The 20,775-nt window shown below is 45.5% G+C and carries 22 protein-coding genes and 2 tRNA genes; 13 read left to right on the top strand and 11 right to left on the bottom strand.

Annotated elements, in window-relative coordinates; translation table 11 throughout:
• Window positions 1-17: 17 nt before the first annotated feature.
• The gene (gene ispH, locus ACQY3M_RS03385; RefSeq protein ID WP_428066060.1) at window positions 18-1,706 is read right to left on the bottom strand and encodes a 4-hydroxy-3-methylbut-2-enyl diphosphate reductase; all 1,689 of its coding nucleotides are present in this window, start codon (window positions 1,704-1,706) and stop codon (window positions 18-20) included.
• Between the two features lie 24 nt (window positions 1,707-1,730).
• On the bottom strand, window positions 1,731-2,414 hold the full coding sequence (locus ACQY3M_RS03380; protein ID WP_428066059.1) for a DNA alkylation repair protein: 684 nt from the start codon (window positions 2,412-2,414) through the stop codon (window positions 1,731-1,733).
• Window positions 2,415-2,447: 33 nt separating this feature from the next.
• On the opposite strand from ACQY3M_RS03380, the gene ACQY3M_RS03375 reads away from it, so the two are divergent.
• Window positions 2,448-2,921: a methylated-DNA--[protein]-cysteine S-methyltransferase gene (locus ACQY3M_RS03375; RefSeq protein WP_428066058.1), complete on the top strand. Its 474-nt coding sequence runs from the start codon at window positions 2,448-2,450 to the stop codon at window positions 2,919-2,921.
• Here ACQY3M_RS03375 and ACQY3M_RS03370 read toward each other — a convergent pair.
• From ACQY3M_RS03370 to ACQY3M_RS03350, 5 genes are read right to left on the bottom strand one after another with little or no spacing between them, the layout of a single operon-like run.
• Window positions 2,918-4,345, bottom strand: coding sequence for a glycoside hydrolase family 3 N-terminal domain-containing protein (locus ACQY3M_RS03370; RefSeq protein ID WP_428066057.1), 1,428 nt, complete (start codon window positions 4,343-4,345; stop codon window positions 2,918-2,920). The genes ACQY3M_RS03375 and ACQY3M_RS03370 overlap by 4 nt on opposite strands.
• Window positions 4,342-5,433 carry an anhydro-N-acetylmuramic acid kinase gene (locus ACQY3M_RS03365; protein ID WP_428066056.1) on the bottom strand — a complete coding sequence of 364 codons (1,092 nt, stop codon included), beginning with the start codon at window positions 5,431-5,433 and terminating at the stop codon, window positions 4,342-4,344. Before ACQY3M_RS03365 ends, ACQY3M_RS03370 begins: the two co-directional genes overlap by 4 nt.
• On the bottom strand, window positions 5,426-6,349 hold the full coding sequence (locus ACQY3M_RS03360) for an N-acetylmuramic acid 6-phosphate etherase (protein WP_428066055.1): 924 nt from the start codon (window positions 6,347-6,349) through the stop codon (window positions 5,426-5,428). Before ACQY3M_RS03360 ends, ACQY3M_RS03365 begins: the two co-directional genes overlap by 8 nt.
• A 7-nt stretch (window positions 6,350-6,356) precedes the next feature.
• Window positions 6,357-7,196 carry an alpha/beta hydrolase gene (locus ACQY3M_RS03355; protein WP_428066054.1) on the bottom strand — a complete coding sequence of 280 codons (840 nt, stop codon included), beginning with the start codon at window positions 7,194-7,196 and terminating at the stop codon, window positions 6,357-6,359.
• On the bottom strand, window positions 7,196-7,642 hold the full coding sequence (locus ACQY3M_RS03350) for a nucleoside-diphosphate kinase (protein ID WP_428066053.1): 447 nt from the start codon (window positions 7,640-7,642) through the stop codon (window positions 7,196-7,198). Before ACQY3M_RS03350 ends, ACQY3M_RS03355 begins: the two co-directional genes overlap by 1 nt.
• A gap of 98 nt (window positions 7,643-7,740) precedes the next feature.
• Between ACQY3M_RS03350 and ACQY3M_RS03345 the strand changes: the two genes are divergently transcribed.
• The 4 genes from ACQY3M_RS03345 to ACQY3M_RS03330 are packed head-to-tail and all read left to right on the top strand — an operon-like array spanning window position 7,741 to window position 11,706.
• A complete protein-coding gene (locus ACQY3M_RS03345; protein ID WP_428066052.1) occupies window positions 7,741-8,805 on the top strand; it encodes a Gfo/Idh/MocA family protein in 1,065 nt (354 codons plus the stop codon).
• Window positions 8,806-8,807: 2 nt separating this feature from the next.
• Window positions 8,808-9,956 (top strand): lipid-A-disaccharide synthase, encoded by a 1,149-nt coding sequence (gene lpxB / locus ACQY3M_RS03340; protein WP_428066051.1) that lies wholly within the window; start codon window positions 8,808-8,810, stop codon window positions 9,954-9,956.
• 2 nt (window positions 9,957-9,958) lie between these two features.
• Window positions 9,959-11,404: a RelA/SpoT family protein gene (locus ACQY3M_RS03335; protein ID WP_428066050.1), complete on the top strand. Its 1,446-nt coding sequence runs from the start codon at window positions 9,959-9,961 to the stop codon at window positions 11,402-11,404.
• Entirely contained in the window at window positions 11,401-11,706 is a 306-nt protein-coding gene (locus ACQY3M_RS03330) for a hypothetical protein (RefSeq protein ID WP_428066049.1), read from the top strand. The genes ACQY3M_RS03335 and ACQY3M_RS03330 overlap by 4 nt, the downstream gene beginning before the upstream one ends.
• 65 nt (window positions 11,707-11,771) lie before the next feature.
• Here ACQY3M_RS03330 and gatB read toward each other — a convergent pair whose 3' ends face one another.
• Window positions 11,772-13,211 carry an Asp-tRNA(Asn)/Glu-tRNA(Gln) amidotransferase subunit GatB gene (gene gatB / locus ACQY3M_RS03325; protein ID WP_428066048.1) on the bottom strand — a complete coding sequence of 480 codons (1,440 nt, stop codon included), beginning with the start codon at window positions 13,209-13,211 and terminating at the stop codon, window positions 11,772-11,774.
• Between the two features lie 21 nt (window positions 13,212-13,232).
• On the opposite strand from gatB, the gene ACQY3M_RS03320 reads away from it, so the two are divergent.
• Together ACQY3M_RS03320 and ACQY3M_RS03315 are read left to right on the top strand one after the other, a co-directional pair.
• On the top strand, window positions 13,233-14,726 hold the full coding sequence (locus tag ACQY3M_RS03320; RefSeq protein ID WP_428066047.1) for a lipid II flippase MurJ: 1,494 nt from the start codon (window positions 13,233-13,235) through the stop codon (window positions 14,724-14,726).
• Window positions 14,711-15,577 (top strand): glycosyltransferase family 2 protein, encoded by an 867-nt coding sequence (locus ACQY3M_RS03315; RefSeq protein ID WP_428066046.1) that lies wholly within the window; start codon window positions 14,711-14,713, stop codon window positions 15,575-15,577. Before ACQY3M_RS03320 ends, ACQY3M_RS03315 begins: the two co-directional genes overlap by 16 nt.
• A gap of 27 nt (window positions 15,578-15,604) precedes the next feature.
• Here the strand turns inward: ACQY3M_RS03315 and ACQY3M_RS03310 are convergent, their stop codons facing one another.
• The gene (locus ACQY3M_RS03310) at window positions 15,605-16,042 is read right to left on the bottom strand and encodes a cupin domain-containing protein (RefSeq protein WP_428066045.1); all 438 of its coding nucleotides are present in this window, start codon (window positions 16,040-16,042) and stop codon (window positions 15,605-15,607) included.
• 119 nt (window positions 16,043-16,161) lie between these two features.
• On the opposite strand from ACQY3M_RS03310, the gene ACQY3M_RS03305 reads away from it, so the two are divergent.
• From ACQY3M_RS03305 to pssA, 6 genes are all read left to right on the top strand, one after another.
• Complete coding sequence (locus tag ACQY3M_RS03305) at window positions 16,162-16,482, top strand: winged helix-turn-helix transcriptional regulator (RefSeq protein WP_428066044.1); 321 nt, start codon at window positions 16,162-16,164, stop codon at window positions 16,480-16,482.
• Between the two features lie 72 nt (window positions 16,483-16,554).
• Window positions 16,555-16,628: transfer RNA gene (locus ACQY3M_RS03300), tRNA-Met, on the top strand.
• Window positions 16,629-16,680: 52 nt separating this feature from the next.
• A complete protein-coding gene (locus tag ACQY3M_RS03295) occupies window positions 16,681-17,082 on the top strand; it encodes an NYN domain-containing protein (protein WP_428066043.1) in 402 nt (133 codons plus the stop codon).
• A gap of 30 nt (window positions 17,083-17,112) precedes the next feature.
• A tRNA-Leu gene (locus ACQY3M_RS03290) sits at window positions 17,113-17,196 on the top strand.
• A 64-nt stretch (window positions 17,197-17,260) separates the two neighbouring features.
• A complete protein-coding gene (locus ACQY3M_RS03285) occupies window positions 17,261-17,941 on the top strand; it encodes a phosphatidylserine decarboxylase (RefSeq protein WP_428066042.1) in 681 nt (226 codons plus the stop codon).
• Between the two features lie 3 nt (window positions 17,942-17,944).
• Window positions 17,945-18,742 carry a CDP-diacylglycerol--serine O-phosphatidyltransferase gene (gene pssA, locus ACQY3M_RS03280; RefSeq protein ID WP_428066041.1) on the top strand — a complete coding sequence of 266 codons (798 nt, stop codon included), beginning with the start codon at window positions 17,945-17,947 and terminating at the stop codon, window positions 18,740-18,742.
• Between the two features lie 72 nt (window positions 18,743-18,814).
• On the opposite strand, the gene ACQY3M_RS03275 is transcribed toward pssA, so the two are convergent.
• Window positions 18,815-19,822 carry a tetratricopeptide repeat protein gene (locus tag ACQY3M_RS03275; protein ID WP_428066040.1) on the bottom strand — a complete coding sequence of 336 codons (1,008 nt, stop codon included), beginning with the start codon at window positions 19,820-19,822 and terminating at the stop codon, window positions 18,815-18,817.
• Complete coding sequence (locus tag ACQY3M_RS03270; protein ID WP_428066039.1) at window positions 19,809-20,771, bottom strand: patatin-like phospholipase family protein; 963 nt, start codon at window positions 20,769-20,771, stop codon at window positions 19,809-19,811. Before ACQY3M_RS03270 ends, ACQY3M_RS03275 begins: the two co-directional genes overlap by 14 nt.
• Window positions 20,772-20,775: the final 4 nt, after the last annotated feature.

The following is a 20,775-nucleotide window of genomic DNA, read 5'->3' as shown; positions in this document are numbered from 1 at the left end:
TACCGCTCCTTAAAATTTTAAAATCGCACCGCCAAATAAGTCAGCAAAGCCAGAACGAAAAACTGGCCGTCTATAAAAGTCTCGCTGGCCGTTGTACGAGGCGTCTTCCTGCTGTAAAAGTATACCGCTATTACTATTGTATAAATTTGCCCCAAAAGCAGCATAAAAACTATGCCGCTCTTCCAACCCATTATCAAAAGCTGGATAAGAACCGCCGTCAAAGCCGCTATTATCAGGCCGATTGCCGTCTTGGTGGCGTTAATGCCGAAGGCTTTATAAAAACTTTCCTTGCCGAGCATCATGTCTTTGTTCTCCGCACCGATGCTTAGTATCACCGAACGGATAAACACCAGCAAAAGACCGTAGCTGAACGCCAGCCATGCGGATTTGCTCATCAAAAGACCTTGGCTCGCCGCCGGTACGTATACGCATACGAAACACCACCCCAAGGCCGTAACTATATCCTTTGTGCCGGGCAAACGGGAAAGGAAACTTATCCTATTTCTAAACGGATAAGCCGCCGCGCCCAAAATCAAGAACACCAAAGTAGGAAGCCATACCCCGGTGCCGTAATTAAACGATACCGCAAAAGCCGTAAGCCCGCCCAATACTATCGGCGCGAGAAAACGTTTCTTTATCTTTGAAGGTATATCCTGCGGAGTTTTATTGGCGAAAGTCAAAGTAAAGATAAAAAATGCCGAAAGCAAATACAACTTTAAATCGTTTCGCGCGCCGGAAAGCTTCATGCAAACATAAGTCAGACACGCCGCCGCCAAAGCAGTAAAAATGGAGCTCTTGACTATAAAATCCCATATCCTGCCAAGCGTCCCCGAAAAAGAGGAGGCTTCCTTCCTATAATTTTTGACTCTGCTCGCCACATTGTCTATTACCCAGTTTGGCGTAGACGCTCCCGCCGTAATAAAAATATTGCTTGGAGAAAGGACATCTTCCCTGCGGATTTCGTCCTCGCTCTCCACATGTATAACTTTGGGGCAAAGTTCCCCGCACAGCTTGGCCAATCTGGCGGTATTGGCGCTGTGCCTGCCGCCCACAACTATTACCAAATCGGCGTTCTTGGCAAGTTCCAATGTTTCCTTTTGACGCTGTTTCGTCGGCTGGCATATAGTATTGTTGATTTGGCATATGTCGGCCTTGGCTTTAACGGCTTCGGCCGCTTTAAAAAAAGTTTCTTCCTTCTGAGTGGTCTGCGATACTATGTTTACCTTATCGAAATGCGGCAGGTTTTTAGCTTCCTCGGCGTTGGCTATCACGTAGCCTTTGCCGCGCGTATAGCCCAAAAGCCCTATCACCTCAGCGTGTCCGCCGTCGCCCACTATTACGGTATAGTAGCCCTGCTTGGCGTATTCGTCTATAACATTATGCACCTTCTTGACCAGCGGGCAGGTGGAATCGACCACCTCCATTCCCTGGGACTGAACCTCCGCCTGAAATTCAGGCGTAATGCCGTGCGCGCGTATAACCAGAACGCCGTTTTTGTCCTTGGCTTGCGAAAGCTCGTCTATCGAAGTTATACCCTTCTCCGCGAGCATATCCGTAACCTGCTTATTGTGTATAAGCGGCCCGATAGTATATATAGGCTTCTTGCCCGCCGCTTCCAAATGCAAGACGCAGTCTATCGCTTTTTTTACTCCGGGGCAAAAGCCCGCGCCGGGGGCGACTACCACGCCGTGGTTTTTATCTTTCATATATATATATTCTACTAAAATATTCTACCGCTTTAGAGCTTGCAGCCGATCCTTATCAGCTTTGTTTACCCTGAACGATTCCCGTATTTTGCTTATCGCTTTGTTATGGGTAAAAACATCAAGAGTTCTCTTCTTTAAAAATTCTTCCGTCTTGGCGGGGAATTTTACATAGCATACGCTTATCGCCCACGCAACGCCCATTTGCCGGTAATAACCTTCCGCTTTGATTTTGGACAGGGCAAGCAAAGTTCCGTCTATATATTTATCGTCAACAAAAAAGCACATTAAAAGGCAAGCGGCCGCGCGGGCGTAAAATTCCCTTTTGTCTTCTATGTAATCTTGCAGGAAAACCCATACCCTTTCTTGATGTTTCCTTATCAGTTTAAGACTGCATAAAGGGCTGTCGCACACCGCCCAGTTGTTTATTTTTGGAATGTAAAGCTTTAAATATTTAAGAAGGACGTCGATATCCTTTATATGCCCTAGCAGAAAGCCCTTGAGCATAATATGCTCGGTATAGACCTCCGGCGCTTTAAGAAAGTAATCTTCCCAGTCGCCTTTGGCTATTTGCGCGGCCAATCTTCGCAAAATCGGTAACCTTACCCCAAGCAATTTGCCGCCTTCGCAAGGTATCAAAGAGGCGGAAAAATCCCTAAATTCAGGCTCGGCATTTTCTTTCAGAAAAGCGTTTATTTCTTTAATATGCATACCATAATTATATAAATTTGATATTATTCTTTAATGATCAAAAAGGTTATGTTTACATCTTCCCCCATCGGCGAACTTTGCCTGGCCGAAAAGGACGGCAAAATATGCGATATAGCCCCCAAAGAGCGCCGCGCCCGCAAAGATTTTATCCTTGAGAAAACGCCCCTGCTCTTAGAGGCTGAAAAACAGCTTTCGCAATATTTTAAAGGCGAGCGCAAAAAATTCGATTTGCCTTTGCTGCTTGAAGGAACGCCGTTCCAAATAAAGATATGGCAAAACCTTATCAAAATACCTTACGGACAAACCGTCTCTTACGCTGAACTGGCAGAAAATGCGGGCAGTAAAAAAGCGGCCAGAGCCGCGGGAAACGCAAACAATAAAAACCCCATTTTAATAGTAGTACCGTGCCACAGGGTAATCGGCGCGGACGGGAAACTGTCGGGCTTTGCCTGCGGAACAGACAAGAAAAAATTCCTGCTCGCTTTGGAGCTATACTTCAAAGACTAAACCGGCATAAAGCCGCGCGCGGCTTCTTTGCCCAAAAGTATGTCGGCGCAGACTTTTTGGAAGGGCGCCGTCTGAGTACCCGCCATAAGGAAAGAATTTATCTTTAAGCCATCGTCAACAAAAGGGCTCCCGAAAGAAACAAGCGCGCTCTTGCCCGCTTTGGCCGTCGCTTTGTTAATAATCTCTTTCTGCTCCGCCGAAAAATTTATCTTCCCGCTGAATGCGGCGTAATTGGCCATAGTGCTTATTATAAGGACGTCGCTTTTATCGCCCGCTTTATACGGCTTTAGCTTTATGCCCTCGGCTTTAAGTTTATTGTAAAAATCTTTGGCCTGCATTTCGCCGCCCGGGAAGACGTCAATCTCCAAATAAGTTACGCTTTTACCGTGTTTGAGCTTTATATCCTCACCCTTAAGGCAAATACCCGCGCGGGCGGTATCAAAAGAAAGCTTATCAGCCTGTTCCGCGCAGTCTTTACAGACGAAATCCTCCGCCGATTTAAGTTTGGCTATCATCATTTCCTGCTCGCTTAAAGCGCTTATGGCATGGTCTATTAAAGAACGGTCTTTTTTAACTTCCTTTTCCAGTTTTGCCATAACCTCAAAAGGATTTTCCGGGCATAATAATATATCCGCGCCCGCCTTAAAAGCGTCGACGGGCTCCAGCCCACCCGTAGCTTTCATTATAAGAGCGTCGGTAACTATCAAACCTTTGTAATGAAGTTCCCTGCGCAAAAAACCTTGTATAGTTTTCTCGGAAAAAGAGGCCGGTTTTTCTTTATCAAAAGCGGGAACCAATAAATGCGAAGGCATTATCGCATCGGCCTTGGTCAAAAGTTTCTTATAAGGGATCAAATCTTCTTCCTGCAGTTTGGACAAACTCTTGTTTACCGTAGGTAATGAAAGATGACTGTCAAGCAAAGTTGAACCGTGCCCCGGGAAATGCTTAAGACAATTCAAACAGCCCCCGTCTGCCAAACCAAGCATAAAGGCCTTGGCCATATCGGTAACCAAAGAAGCGTCTTTGCCGAAGGAACGTGTATTTACTATCGGATTTGCGGGAGTATCGGCCAAATCCACATTAGGCGCGAGCACCCAATCCACCCCCAATTCTCTTGCCTGGCGCGCCGTTATCAAACCTTTTTTGTAGGATAGGTCCTCTTTACGAGCCGCGCCTATCGATATATTGGAAGGCAGAAGCTGCGCGTCTTTATGCCAGCGGCCCAAGCCGTATTCGTAATCGGCACTGATTATCAGCCCGCTAGGCGCGGCCGCGCGCAAGGCGGCTATAAGTTCCTTAACCTCTTTGGTAGTGCCAAAGTATATGCAAAAACCGCCTACCCCAGCCTTGGCAAGCTCCAAGGCTTCTTTTACGTCGCTCTTGCCGAACCAGAAACCGGCATGTATTAATCGATTGGTATTCATTGTCTTATCACGCACCCTATGACCGAACTTTCCGCCGCACCCGTCGCCCTTGGACATGTACCCGCCCGCCCGTTTAAAGTAAGCCATGCCAAGTAGGCGAACGCCGCCGCTTCTTTGGCCATCGGGTGAAGCCCCATTTCGGCCGTATCGGCAATTTTAATATTAGGCAGCAGTTTACCCAAATTACAAACCAACGTCTTATTGTAAACGCCGCCGCCGCATAAATAAAGACGATTTATCTCATATTTATTAAGTATAAACTTTTTTAGACTTTTTGCAATTATTAAAGCCGTCAAATAATTCAAGGTGGAAATATCGGGTAAAGCCAAATCTTTAAAATGCGCTTTGATAAACCCTTCCGCCATTGAGCTCCTTTCAAGCGATAAAGGCGGCCTATTACCTACGAAAAGTTTTGAAAGCTGCTCCGCCTTTTTAATATCTGGCGCATAGGCCGCGGCGATTTTGCCGTCTTTATCGTAAGTTTTGGCACCGCCGCTTAGCAGATTTACCGCCGCGTCGCTTAAGCTGTTGCCGGGACCAATGTCAAATCCGAAGGTATCTTTGCCCAAACACACCGTAACATTGGATATCCCGCCGATATTTAAAAGCATAGCCTTTTTGCCGCCGCAGAGGTATCTGTCAAACATCGGTACAAACGGCGCGCCAGATCCGCCAGCCGCAATATCCGCGGGCCTAAAATTATACACTACCGGTATCCCTTTAAAGCGGCGCGCCAAAAACGCGCCTTCCCCTATTTGTAAAGTATTGGGCACCCTGCTTGAAGGATTGTGATACACCGTTTGACCGTGCGAGCCTATTACTTTTATGTCCTTTCTGTTTATCTTATATTCTTTTATAAATTTTTCGGCCTTATCGGCATAGAGGCGGCCAAGCTCAAAATTAAGTTCGGAAAGTTCCGGCGCTTTCATATCTTTAGCGCCAAGTATTTTATTTTGGAGTTTTCCGTCGTAAGGATAATTTTTGAAGCAAACTACTTTCTTTAAAGCTATATCGAAAAGACACAAAGTCACGCCGTCGGCGGAAGTGCCGCTCATCAGGCCCAGCGCAAGTATGCTTTTTTTATTCATTTATAATCTTGTCCAAAAAACCGCCGCTTTCCTTTAACAAAGCCTGCGCTTTGCCAAAGCCGACTTTAAGTTTGGCCATTACTATGGCCGCCTTTACATTGTAGCGTGTTTTTTGGGCAAGAGCAACAGCCTCTTCCTTTTCTATGCCGGCGGCCTTAGCTATCAGCCGCGCAGCTCTGTCTTTAAGTTTCACGTTAGAGGCCTTTACGTCTACCATCAAATTCTTGTACACCTTCCCGCTTAAAGCCATCGCCATTGTCGTAATCATATTAAGGGCGCATTTTGTCGCCGTTGCCGCCTTAAGGCGAGTGGAGCCGGAAATAACTTCCGCGCCCGTAGGCAAATAAACAAAAATATCCGCGTTGGAAGTATCTGCCGTATCGCTGCAGGAAACAAAAACCGTCTTGTTGCCCCTTTCCTTTGCCGCACGCAAAGCGCCCAACGCGTAAGGCGTTCTGCCGCTGGCCGCTATCGCTATAAGAATATCGCCGCTTTTAGCCTTCTTTTTAAAGTCGCGCGCGCCGAGATTAAAATCATCCTCGGCGCCCTCAACCGCTTTAAATACGGCGCTTTTTCCGCCAGCCATAAGGGTATCGAATACGTCATAGCCGACGCTGAAAGTCGGCGGACATTCGGCCGCTTCAAGCACACCAAGCCGCCCGCTTGTGCCAGCACCGGCAAAAATTATTTTATTGCCGTTAAGATAAGTTTCGGCAGTAAGCTCGGCCGCCGCCGTTATCGCTTTCTTGGCTTTGGCAACGGATTTTACGGCGTTTAGATTTTCCCGCTGCATTTTGTCAAACATCTTTGCGGGAGCGCAAAAGCTGAAGTCGGCGGAATTTTTGTTTAATACCTCCGTCTGAGGCAATTTCTCGCCAAGTGCGCCTTCAAAGCGGCGGGCGTTTTTTGTTTTCATAAATTGATCAGTCGAGGGATTTTAATACGTCGCCCATCGTCATTGCGGGCAGCTCGTCCTTTTTGGCCGCGGGCGTATCGTAATAAGTTTCTTCCTCAAAGGAAATAGCGTCGGGCAGAACCTCGGGCAGCTGCGGCGTTCTGAGCCACTGCAAGACTTCCTGCGTAAGGTATCTGTCGAGCATATCCACCCCTTTAAGGTTATAGGCCGTCATAAAAGTTACCTTCCCCTTGCCCGAAGCCAAATACGCCGCGTTCCTGATAAAGCTGGCTTCCATAAGCTGTTTCCTGTCGGTGGAAGACACCCCGATAAATACCGGCCCCTTAAAATTCTTGATACCAACCATCGTAAGAACGTCCCTGTTTTTTAAGGAAGGCGTGAGCAAAACCACTCCGCCCAACTTCGGGTGGAACGGCAAAGACTTCGCCGCCACATTTGCGCCCAAGCCCGCGCCCAAAACGAATATATCGCCTTCGCCCGCGCCCTTGCCGCGCAAATAGTCTATCGCGGCGTCAACGTCGCGCGTCATTTTGTTAAATTCATTGTCGACGCCCGTCTTTTCAAATTTATCGTAAGTATTGATATTGGTGCTCTGGCCGTGCCCCCTAAGGTCCAAGGCCAAATACCCGAAACCCGCTTTATCCAAAGCGCGGCTGAAAGAGGGATATTCTTCTTTCTTACTGCCCAAATCGTGCAGCAAAATTACGTATTTGCCGTTTTGCGAAGGATTATAAAGCGCGGCTATGTTCCACTTGTCGGCGGTGCGCAAAGTAACTTTATCCTGCGCGAAAAGCGCGCAGGATAATACCAACAAAAGCGGAAAAACTATTATCGCCTTTAACTTCATTAGACTATTTCCTCTGGCTTGAACCAAAGATTGATTTCGCGCTGAGCGTCTTCCTTGCTGCCGGAGGCATGCACACAATTTTGCATTACGCCATCTTTAAAACAGCCGAAAGCGCCCCTTATGCTCCAAGGCTCGGCCTTGGCCGGGTCCGTCGCACCCAAAGCACCGCGGACTTTGGCTATGGCATCTTCCCCTTCAAAGACGAAAGCGTAAATGCGGTGATCGGCTATCCCGTTAAAATCGCCACGCATGAACGATATTACGCCGGGCAAAAACGGCTGGCCCGCCAAATTGGAATAATGCTCGCGAGCAAGCTCTTCCGTCATTATTCTTACTTTCGCGCCTTTAATATCCAAGCCCAGATGTTCCAGGCGGTCTATGATGATGCCGGTAAGTTTCTTGCTTATGGCATCGGGTTTCATTAAAACTAAAGTTCTTTCTTTCATATAAGTAATTATAACAAAATAAAAGGGCCCGTTTTCGGCATAAAAATTTACGACGCTGTTGCCCTAAATGCTATAATTAAACATACGAGGTACTTTATATGAGCGATAAAAAAATAAGATTCGGCGTTATCGGCGCCGGCAAAATCGGCACTTTCCACGTAAGAACTTTATCTAAAATGAAAAACATCGAGCTGGTGGGCGTATGCGACAATGACCCCATGCGCGCGCAGAAGCTGGCCTGGGAATATAACTCCACCGCCTATACAAAATACGAAGATTTAATCCCCCAGGTGGAAGCCGTAATAGTGGCCGCACCTACGGAACTGCATCATAAAATAGGTATGTACTGCCTTGACCATAAGGTGAACACCTTAATGGAAAAACCGATAGCTTCCACAATGGATCAGGCAAGAGAACTGATAGCCAAAGCACACGAAAAGGATGTAATCCTCCAAATAGGACACGTGGAAAGATTTAACCCCGCCGTACTTGAAGCCTTCAAATACATAAAAGACCCCAAATTTATCGCCATAAAAAGACTAGGGCCCTATGACCCGAGAATGGCCAATATCGGCGTAGTGCTCGATTTGATGATACACGATATAGACTTGCTTTTGACTATGCTTAAATCGGACGTCGTATCAATAGACGCTATCGGCCTAAGCGCATTCTCCGCTCATGAAGACATCGCCAATGTACGCCTTAAATTCGCGAACGGCTGCACCGCAGACGTCACCGCAAGCAGGGCCAGCTTTGAACGCTCCCGTTATATGAATTTGTATCAGGAAGACGCTTATATCTCCGTGGATTTTATGAACGCCAGAGTTAAAATTTACAGGAAGAAAGTACCCGTAATAAAATCCCTAAACGATATAGACGTAATCTACCCGACGGTAGACAAACAAATGCCCATTACATCGGAAATTTTGCACTTCGTCGATTGCATACAAAATGACAAAACACCCGGCCCCAGCGGCGAAAAGGGCAGCAAAGCACTTTTGATAGCTTTAAAAATCATAGACGAAATCAAACGCTATAACGTGCCCCAAGGTTCAAAAGAAGAAAAGCACGGCCCCATGCACCTTATGCATGAGATAGGTACGGCCGCGAAAATAGCCCTCGACGAAAGTTTGGGCAATCTTAAAAGAGGGAGCGGTAAATAATTATGCCCCATATTATTCCTAACAGTAAAAATATTTTGGTCGTTGCGGGCGATATTTCGGGCGATGTACATGCCTCCAATCTGATAAAGGAACTTAAAGCTTGCGCGCCCGATATTACCGTAACTTCCATCGGCGGGGAAAGAATGAAAGCCGCAAGCGACAAATTTCTCTATAACCTTGTCGCGCGCGGAGCAAGCGGGTTTGTGGAACCCTTCAAAAAACTGCCTATGTGGGTAAGATTGATGAATATGATAAAAAATTACATCAACGAGAAGAACCCCGCCTGCATAATTACCGTGGATTTCTACGGATTCAATCATCAAGTTTTGGGCATAGCCAAACACAGAAATATCCCCGCTTATTACTATGTTTGCCCGCAAGTTTGGGCTAGCCGCGAATACCGCGCAAGAAGCATAGTAAGGCTGGCAAAAAAGATGTTCGTCATCTTCCCTTTCGAAAAGAAAATTTATACCGATTTGGGCGGCGACGCCGTATTCTTGGGTAATCCGCTTTTGGATAAAATACCCGCCCCGAAGGAAAACCCCTTCAAGGGTGACAATACCAAAGAATGGAAAATCGGCCTTTTGCCAGGCAGCAGGCCCAGAGAAATAGAAAAGCACACAAAACTTTTCTATCAGGCGTTTAAGGAAGTAAGAAGATCCTTCCCCAACGCCAAGGCCTATTTGTTTGCAGTGCCGGAAGTAAGCGACGAAAAAATTTACGAGCTTATCGGCCCGCGCCGCGACGGCCTGGAAATAGTCCGCGAAAACGACTACGCCGCCAGAAGCGAAATGGACTTTGTTATCACCTGCTCCGGCACCGCCACCTTGGAAAACGCGCTTTTGGGTTTGCCAATGCTGGTGGTATACAAGACGGGCTGGGTAACTTATCAGATAGCGAAAATGATTATCAAGGTGCCTTATATTTCCCTGGTAAACATTTTAAGCAAAAAAGGTGTGGTAAAAGAGTTTATACAAAAAGACGCCAACCCCAAAGCCATAGCGCAGGAAATATGCTCCATAATAGGTAGCGAGAAGAATTACAATTCCATGCGCGCGCAGCTGCTTAAATTAAGAAGCCAGCTTGGCGAGCCGGGCGTAGCGAAAAGGGCGGCGCAAATGATAATTGACGAAGTGTTCCCGAAAGAGTGACTATGGACGATCATTATTTAGACGAAATTTTGGCGGGTTTTAAGGAATATAATCCCAATCACGATACCGCGATGATTGAGAAAGCCTATTTCTTTGCAAAGAAAGCGCACGAAAACCAGAAAAGGCTTACGGGAGAGCCGTTCTTCACGCATTGCTGCGAGGTGGCGAAGATACTACTGGAACACAAACTCGACGCCGACACCATTTCCGCCGCATTGCTGCACGACACCGTAGAGGATACCGACACAACCGTAAAGGATATAGAAACTAATTTCAATAAAGAAATAGCCAATATGGTTGCGGGCCTGACCAAAATCGACCGTTTGGAAAGCACTTCCACCGACGAGGAAACCGTAGAAAACTGGCGCAAAATGTTGATAGCGGTATCAAACGATATGCGCATTATCCTCATAAAATTGGCCGACAGAACCCATAATATGAAAACGCTTGACGCGCTCGCGCCAAAACGTCAAAAAGAGAAGGCTTTGGAAACTTTAAACCTTTACGCTCCGCTAGCCCAAAGGCTTGGAATGTTCAGCATAAAAAACGAACTTGAGGACCTTTCTTTCAAATATCTTTTCCCGGAAGAATATAAACAAATCGTCGCGGGCGTAAACCGCAAAAAAGCCAATTTGGACAAAAGACTGGCCTCCTTTAAAAACGCATTGGGCGCGGTGCTGGATAAAGACCAAATACCGCACAGATTGCTTTCCCGCGTGAAAAATTATTATTCCATCTTTAGGAAAATGAAGAAGCAGGATTCCACCTTCGAGCAAATCCAAGACCTTTTGGGCGTACGCATTATCACTGATACCGTACTTGATTGTTATAGGGCTTTGGGCGCGCTTCACGCCAATTTCAAACCGTTGTCGGGCAGCTTCACCGATTATATCGCCATGCCTAAAATGAATATGTATCAAAGCATACACACGACCGTATTCTTTGAGGGCAGCTTGGTGGAAGTACAAATCAGGACCGAAGATATGCACCGCACCTGCGAATACGGCATCGCCGCGCATTGGCGCTATAAACTGGGCAGCAAGGCCGACCCGAATTTGGACGAGAAACTCAACTGGATACGCCAATGGATAGAATGGCAGCGCGATTTGACAGCACCAAGAGAGTTTTTGGAAAGCTTCCAAACGGATATTAACTTAAATCAGATTTTCGTCTTTACCCCCAAGGGCGACGTTAAGGTTTTGCCGGAACACGCCACCCCGCTGGATTTCGCCTATTTGGTTCACACCGAAATAGGAGATCATTACAGCGGCGCTTTGGTAAATAATAAAATGGTAAAGATGAACAGCCCTCTTAAAAGCGGCGACATTGTGGAAATACAAACCAGAAAGAATGTGGAGCCAAAACCTCAATGGCTTGATGCGGCCAAAACCGCCAGGGCCCGCTCCAAAATAAAGACTTTCCTAAGAAGCAGAGGCATAGAACTGTGATTTGCTGGAAATGTAAAGCCGATATAGGCGATTTTGACAATTACTGCAAATACTGCGGAGCGGGGCAGGGCAAGCATGTGTCTTTCTACTACAAGATATGGGGCATGTGGCTGCTTTATTTGTTTATAGGGCCGTTTGCGATATATTTTGTCGTGCGCTCGCCTTTGATAAACAAGTGGACAAAGTGGATATTCTCGCTGATAATGATGTTGTTGTTCTGCTGGTTCTCCTATAAATTTGTGCTAGCCTTAAAAAATATTGCCGACATTTATCTTTCCCTGCTGGATATGCCGCTTTATTAAAATTTTATCAGATAAAAAAGCCCCTCGTGAAAGAGGGGCTTTTTATAAAACATATCCCAAAATATTTACTGGTTTATCAACTTCATAAATATCTTGTTCAAAAGCGCGGGGTTCGCTTTTCCCTTGGACATCTTCATCACCGCGCCCACCAATGCGCCTATCGCCTTGCCGTTGCCCGCTTTTACGTCGGCCGCGGCTTTAGGGTTAGCCGCAAGGGCCTCTTTAGCCCAGGCTTCCAATGCGGCCTCGTCGCTGATTTGCGAAGCGCCGGAGCTTTCCACCAAGCCTTTTACGCTTTTGCCGCTTTCAAACGCTTTGACAAATATATCCTTAGCCATCTTGGAAGAAATCTTACCGCTTTGTATATAGTTTATCAAGGCGGCCAAGTCTTCGGCCTTTACGGGGCTTTCCTCTATCGCTTTGCCCGCCGCGTTTAGTTTGCCCAACAAATCGGTGCCTATCCAGTTGACGGCGTTCTTGGGCTGTGCGCCCGCCTTTACCACTTTCTCGAAATAATCGCATAAGGCGCGGCTGCCTATTAAAAGTTTGCTGTCATAGGCGTTAAGGCCGAGTTCCTTTTCGTAATATTCGCGCTTTTCCCAAGGCAGAACCGGCATTGAGGCCTTAACCTCTTTCAGCATTTCTTCCGTAACCTCCAAAGGCGGGAGGTCAGGCTCTGGGAAATATCTGTATTCCTGCGCCGTTTCTTTGCTGCGCATAGTCTTGGTTACGCCTTCTTCCTCGTTCCAAAGCATAGTCTGCTGGGTTATCACGCCGCCGTTGTCCAAAAGTTCGCTTTGACGTTTTATCTCGTAAGTTAAAGCGTCTTTTACGGCTTTGAAAGAATTAAGATTTTTTATCTCTATCCTGGTGCCGAATTTTTCCGTACCCTTCGGTCTCAAAGACAAATTGACATCCACGCGCAGTTCGCCTTTCTCCATATCGCAGTTGGAAACATCAAGCCACTGCATTATCTTCTTTAAAGAAGTAAGATAATTGTACGCTTCCTGCGGACTGCGGATATCAGGCTCGGAGACTATCTCCAGCAAAGGCACGCCCGCGCGGTTCAAATCTATTAAAGAAGCGTCGCTCTCGTGCGAGGATTTGCCCGCGTCCTCTTCCAAATGCGCGCGGGTGATATTGATTTTCTTGCTTTGACCGTCTTCCGTTTCTATTTCTACGTATCCGTGTTCTATTATCGGTTTGTCGTCCTGCGATATTTGATAGCCTTTGGGCAAATCGGGATAAAAATAATTCTTGCGGGCGAAAACGGAAACTTCGTTTATTTTTGCGTTAATGCCCAAAGCCGCCCTCAAGGCCAATTTGACTGCTTGCTTATTTATCACCGGCAGTACGCCCGGCTGGCCGCTGCACAGCGGGCAAAGCGCAGTATTGGGCGCCATATCGCTTTTGGCGCCGCTGGGGCAGGAGCAAAACATCTTGCTTTCTGTCGCTAGCTGGACATGTATTTCCAGCCCTATTACAGGTTCAAATTCGTGTTTCATATATTTAATATAATATCAAATATGGAGAATTATAAGAAAGGAGCCGCGCTCTCCGTCGCCGCTACGGTTACGGGGAAATTGTTTTCCTTTTTAAGCAGTCTTTTATTGGCTTTCTACTTTGGCGCGACGGGTAAAACGGACGTTTACTTTTACCTAATTCTCATTTGTGCCGTGCTGACGGGTTGGCTGTCTTCTTTAAACGTTTCGCTGGTGCTGCCCGAATTTATGCACCAGAGAGAGAAATCCCCTAACGCCGCAATAAATTTAGCCAACTTCTTTTTGTATATCTATATAGCCGCGGCCCTGATATTCTGCGCCGCCGCTTATATTTGGCCAAGCGAAATACTCGGCGCCGTTTCAGCCTTTTCGCCTGCGGAAGTAAACCGCTCCGCCAATTTGCTGTTTTTAAGCGCGGTTTATTTTTTTTCGTTTTTTATAATGTCTTACCTGATAGCACTTTGCGAAAGTTACAGAATGTTTGGGATTTACTTCCTCGCCCCGCTTAACACTTTGCTGCCGCTGTTGTTTTTACTCTCATCAAAAAAACTTGAGGCTATGTTTCTAGGCTACATAACCGCCTACTGGATTCAAGGCCTGTTATCCCTTTATCTGCTGAGAAAAAAACAGGCTTGGCATTTTAGGCCCGCTAAACCCGAATTTAACAAAAAATTTATACAGAACTTTCTCTACTCCCAGCCCGGTGCCATGGTTTGGGCCGCCGTGCTTTACGCGCCGCTGTTTATGATTTCCTCCACTCAGGCGGGTATGGTAAGCGCGGTAAATTATTCCAGAATGCTTTCCGACAGCCCTACCGATATTTTAACCTCTAAAGTAAACAGCGTAGCGAAAGTAAAATTTACCGCCGAGGCCGCAAAAAAACAATTTGCCAAAATGGCCGATACCGTAATCAAAACCGATAAGGCCGTTTCCGTATTGCTTATACCCTTCTGCGTGTTTACCTGTCTGTTCTCCCAAGAAATAATAACAATGTTCTTTAAAAGAGGCAACTTTACCGCGCAAGACGTGGAAAATACCGCCAAATTCCTGGCGATGTTCATTATGGCCGTACCGTTTATCGGGTTTAATAATAATGTTTCCAATGTGTTTTCCGCACTTAGAATAATAAAAGAGATCACCCCCAGATATTTGATACTCGGCCTAATTTGCACCGCGGCGTTTATATTGGGCGTAAAATATTACGGAGCTTACGCTTATCCAGTAATATTCCTGGCGATGTACGCCGTTATGACTTTTATGAATATCATTACCGTAAGAACTTTCGCACCGTTTATCCCCTACGGGAAAAATATGCTTTGGGTATTAAAGACGATTTTAATTTCTTTTATCTGCGCGGCTATTGTTAAATACGCGTTCGCTTTTTATCAAGGAAATGTCTTTATGGAAATATTGATAAAAGGAAGCGCCTTCGTTTCCCTTAACGGCCTTGCGCTTCTCTTCAGCGGCGATTTGGCCTATCTTACAAAAACGGCGGGCATAAAATGGAAATTACGGTAATTACTGCCTCTTACAACTGCCAGGGCACGATAGAGGAGACTATAAAATCCGTACTGGCGCAAACCTGCGGAAAATGGAAGCTTATAGTCTTTGACGACGGCTCCTCAGATTTAAGTGCGCAAATAATCCGCAAATACGCACAGCAAGACGAGCGGATAAAATTACTTTCCCACCCGAACGGCCGAAATCTGGGGCTTCAAGAAACGCTAAAAAAAGCTATTTCCTGCGCCAAAACGGATTATGTGGCTTTCTTGGAATGCGACGATATTTGGCATAAAGATTATCTTAAGGAGAAAGTTAATTACATACGCAATAACCCCGATGCGGAAATTATTTACAATAAAGTTAAATGCTTCGGAGATAAAAACCGCGTCAAGAAATTAACGCTTTTTAACAAAGTGACGGAACTATATATAAAAATTTTAAATCCGTTTTCAAGTAAATATAATTTGACTTTTCCTTTATTCTCTTTCAACCCGATACCGACTTTTTCCTGCGTAATGCTAAAAACCGCTTTGGCCGAAGAATACGGTTTTGATTCCCCTTATCCTCCGCAGGCCGATTATTGGCTTTGGGCAAAGCTTTCTTTTAAGCATAAATTCCATTTTATAAACAAAGAACTTACCCTATGGAATTTAACGCAAAACAGCTACACAATGCGAAGCTTGGGCAATACGGCTGGAGAAAAAAGACTTCGTAAAGAGATTAAAAATTTATACAAAAAAAACAACCCGGCTTTCTACTTGTTTAAAGCCGGGCTGTCCAAACTGCTGGCATTTGCTTTTAAGCTGATTTCTTTTATATTTAAACCCCTCGCGAAGCTGATTCTTGGAATAAAAAAACAGGCTTAAAAGCTTACCGCACTTGCCGTATACTTGCTATTTCCCGAACATATGGACTTTCCCGTCTTCGGATACAGCCATACCGGCTTTCGTACCCGTAAAATGTACAATATCGGGTCTATTAGCCGTACCGAAATCCAAATAAACAAGTTTTTCAGTTTCGGACGGGTTTGATATTACGTGGGAACCTTTTACATCTGCCGGGAAAAAGATCGCGTCGCCCTGTTTCAGGTGGATTTCCCCGTCTTCGGTTTTTACGGAAGCTTCCCCGCTGATAATATAAAATACTTCTTCGTTAGCCTCGTGCCAATGATATCCGTAAGCCGTATTGCCTGGCGCTACTTCCACAAAATTAGCGGAACATTTGTTTACGCCCTCAGCGGGGATTACAGGCTTTACCGTAAAATTGTTTTTTCCTTCCCCCTGCTGGATACCTTCTGTTTCCTTATAGTTTTTAACGATGATTTCCTTCATAACTCCTCCTTTATTTTCTTGTTATAATATGCTATATTTTCAACAGTACAAATGTAAAGTAGGCACTTTTTTGTAATGTAGTATTAAAAAAGTAACTATATCAATACAAAGGGGATTTCATGAATAATAAAAAAACTCTTCCGCTATGCCCTGTAGCTATAGTTTTGCAGCTGATAGGAAACAAATGGAAAATACTTATCATAAGGGATTTGCTATGCGGGGTAAGACGCTTTGGACAGCTGCAGAAAAGCATAGGATGCTCCCAAAAAGTGCTTACCGACAATCTGCGTCAATTGGAAGAAAACAAACTGCTAAAAAGGAAAGTATACCCGGAAGTCCCCCCCAGGGTGGAATATTCCCTTTCCCCTCTAGGCCAAACGCTTGATCCGCTTTTAAAAGAGATGGCCAAATGGGGCGAATATTATAGAACCCTTATCTGAGCCTTCCACGCCGAAACGGAGTATAAACTCCTCACTATTTGCAAAGTCCCTTCTGATTATGTATAATAATATTGCGGGGTAGAGAAGCCCGGTATCTCGCAAGGCCCATAACCTTGAGATCGCAGGTTCAAATCCTGCCCCCGCAATGTTTTTATAACGGTCCCGCCGAAAGGCGGTTTTTTTATACCCAATAACACTATGAAAGGCAGCTCCAAACCAACAATATACTTTATAGACGGCCTGAACTTTATAAGAACTTTCTTGGCCGGGAACGGTTATGTAAGCGAAGATAATTTGACTTCGGAGCTTATATCTTGGCTGGACGAGCTGGGCTCGCAAAAGTTGTACGGCTCGGAATTCCGATTGATACTCGACGGCACATTCCGCAAAGTAGGCCCTACCGTAACGCCTTGCGTACACGCAACTTTTACGGAAGAAATGACCGCGGACGAGGTAATATTGGAACAGGCGCAGTACTGCAAAGAATACGGCAAAAGAACGGTGGTGGTGACATCGGACAGAGAGCTGGCGCAAAAGGTCCGTTCCATCGGGATAAAGAGCGTTTCCTGCGACAAATTTTTTAATGCCTTTTACGATTAAATTTGCTAGAATATATTTACAATTTACTAAGGGCTGGTGGCGGAATTGGTAGACGCGACAGACTTAAAATCTGTTGATCGCAAGATCGTGGGGGTTCGAGTCCCCCCCTGCCCACACTTTTAAAGCCGCCGCATAAGGGCGGCCTATTTTATATAATACGCCTTATAAGCGAGGTTTTATGTTGGAAGACATCAAAAGAACTATGGGAGAAGTTTTCGGCTGGGTTACGACCGTTCACCCGCGCGGAAAAAGAACCTCCCTTATAATATTCGCTCTTGCCCTAACAGCCTTCATAGTTTACCTTTTTACATGTTCCGTTTTATCCTTGGCGGTAGCCGTATTGTACACCGCGCTAGGGATATTCGTGGCATTCTTTTTTAGAGATCCATACCGACCTACGGTGTTTAAAGAAGACGAAATCGCCTGCCCCGCCGACGGCAGAATTTTATCAATTAAAACCGAAGGCGACGACAATGTATTGGTAATACGCATATTCCTTTCCATTTTCAACGTCCACATACAAAGGGCAACGATAGACGGTGAGGTGCAAGAGGTTAAATACACCAAAGGCAAATTCGCTTTCGCCAATAACCCCGAGGCGAACAACAATGAAAGAAACCTCATCAAATTCGTCAACGGCGATAAATTCGCCTATATGGAACAAATCACCGGCGCCATAGCCAGAAGAATAGAGTGCTGGGTTAAGCCGGGCGAAAAGGTGAAAGCCGGGCAATATGCGGGGATGATATACTTCGGCTCGCAAGTGGCCGTATATCTGCCTAAAGACAAGGTTAAAATCACCGTTAAAGAAGGCCAAAATGTACAAGGCGCGCTTACCGTACTCGGCCTTTGGAGATAATTTATGAATTTAGAAAAAATAAAACACGCCGGCATTATTACCATTCCCTCCTTGTTCACAATGGGCAATATAGGGTGCGGATTCTTTTCCATAATGGCTTCCATAAACGGCCATTACTCAAAGGCGGGTTGGCTTATTTTTATAGCTATGCTGCTTGATACCTTCGACGGCAGAGTCGCCAGAATGTTAAATGCGGAATCTTCTTTCGGCGTGGAAATGGATTCCCTGGCGGATTTAATATCCTTCTGCACCGCGCCGGCTTTCCTCATTTACTACATCGCCTTGCAGAATATTACCGTCTTTGGGGCGCAAATAGCTTTCATTTTCGTACTTTTCGGCGCTATAAGACTGGCGAGATTTAATGCCATGGCCCATGCGGGAAAATCCTCAAAACAGTATTTTACCGGTTTGCCCGTACCCGCGGCCGCCGCGGTTTTGGTATCCTTCGCGCTTTCTTACAATATATTCGCGCTGGACGCCAACGGCAAAGTTATGCCCTTTATGCAAACTTATCTTCCTTATATCTATAATCTGATAGCTTTTATTACGATAGGCTTGGCTTTGCTTATGGTTTCAAATATCCCTTATGCCGCTTTTAAAGGCAAGAAAGAAAACTCGCAGGATACCCCTCATAAGAAAATATCCGTCACCAAACTGGCTATTATCGCCATAGTGATAGCTTTCCTGTTCAAATATCCGCAAGACGTGGTATTTATCGTATTCGGGCTTTACGCTTTAATGGGCGTAATAATGATGATATTTAAAGCCTTCAAAAACATAAGCGTAAAGAAAGAGGAGTAGTTCCCCGCCCCTTTTACCAAATAGAAACCGCCGCTTAAAAAGCGGCGGTTTTCTGTTTTTATTATCAAAATTTTATTTAAGAGTTTTCCCGTTCATATCCATATAGTAAAGTTTCGCGGCCATTTTATCCATAAGCTGATCGCCTTCCATAGACATTATCGTCCTTAAATATTCCCTAGCCTTGGCGCTGTCGCCTCCGCGCTTTCGTAAAGACAAATATTTGATAAACAGCGCCAATTTATCGCGGCTGTTTTTCTTAAGTATGGAGTCTGCCATTTTCTCAGCCTGCTTATTCTGTTCCAAAGTTCCGAAAGAAAGCCATAAGGCTTTGGTTAAATAAATATCATAGCGCGAAGGATCTTTATCCAAAGCCGCGTCTATATAAAGCCAAGCGTTTTCTTCGTCGTCGCCGTTTCTGTAAATTTTAGCCAGCAGAAATAAAGTATCTGCCGTCTCCTCTGCCGATAATGCTTTTAAAGCCAAATCCAAAGCCTCATCTTGATTGTCGGCAAGGTATTGCGACATCGCATAATAATAGAAGAACGGGCCCGATATTTCTTCGCCGCCGGCCTGTCGGTAATATTCAAAAAACACATTCGCGCGTGAGAAAAGGCCTTCCTCATAATAAGCTCTTGCCATACCTAAAAGAGCGTCCTTGTTTTCTTTGTTTATTTCCAACACTTTTCTGAATATGTCTTTGGCATTGTCGGTCAGCCCGCCGATAAGATATATCCCGCCCAATGCAAGATTTACGTCTTCGTCTTTGGGCAGGAATTCCGCCGCCTCGTTATAAGTCAGCAATGCTTTATCGTATTGGCCGCGCTCTTTGTAAGAATCGCCCAAAAGCAAATACATCGTTTTTAGGCGTTTCTTGGAGGCGGAGGGATATTTAAGCAAGAACTCTTTGCCCAATTCCTCCACGCGCTTATATTGAGCATCGTCATAAGCCTCCTGCGCTTGGCTTAGCATCTGGTTTTGGGCTTTGCGCGCGCTTATGCCGAACAAGGCTCGGCTTTGTTCAAAAGGCCATAATAAAAACAAGGCGGCGAGCGCGATAAACAATACCCTATTTAAAAACATAATCCACCGAATATAAAAGTAAATTATCTTTCATTTGATCTAAAGATCCATAGGCGGACTTGGCCCCGATTTCAAGCGCTTTTAAAGATTCACCAGGGTTAAAGGAATGTATATCGCCTACGCGCGACTCTATAAGGAAATTGGCGCTCTTTTCGGAGCTTTCCGTAAGGAAAGCGCCCCTTAAATCGCCCGTCCTGACTATATAGCCCAAAATGGTCGTCGGTACGCTTTTGGAATAATCCGGCAGCGAAAATATTGCAAGTACCCAATCGGCCCCCATATCTTTAACCAAATCAACCGGCATATAATCCACTACACCGCCATCCACCAAATAACGCTGACGGTATTCCACCGGGGCGAAAATGCCGGGCAAATTCATACTCGCGCGTACGCCCAAAGCCACAGGCCCGCTGTTAAAAATTACCTTCTCGCCCGTCTTTATATCTGCCGAGACACAGGCAAAGGGGATATTAAGATCTTCGTAATATATGGATCCTATTTCCGATTCTATAAATTCTTGGAACCGCTCCGAAGAGAATAACCTATTGCCAAAAACGTATTTTATAACGCCGAGTATGGTAAGATCTTTTGATATATAGGAAAGTTTAGGGTTTTCCGCCAAGTCCAATAGTCTCGCCTGGCTTACTCCCGCCGCAAACATCGAGCCCACAATGCACCCCATCGAAGTACCCGACATATAATCTATCGGCAAGGCGCTGGCCTTGATAACCTCCAATGCGCCTATGTGAGAAAATCCTCGCACGCCGCCTGCAGAAAGCGTCACCCCAATCTTAGGGCGTTTATCTTTGGGTAAAGAAACAAATTCCTGCCATAAAAATTCGCGCAGTATCTCATTTTCCCGTTTGTCGTCTATTACCCCGCACTGCGCGTATGATACCGCCAAAAAACTTAATGCGAAAAGAATTATTCTTATTCCGTAAAACTTCATCAAA

Source organism: Candidatus Proelusimicrobium volucris, assembly GCF_959605025.1.
GTDB classification, from domain to species: Bacteria; Elusimicrobiota; Elusimicrobia; order Elusimicrobiales; family Elusimicrobiaceae; genus Proelusimicrobium; species Proelusimicrobium volucris.
This window is presented reverse-complemented; position numbering and strand designations above follow the sequence as displayed.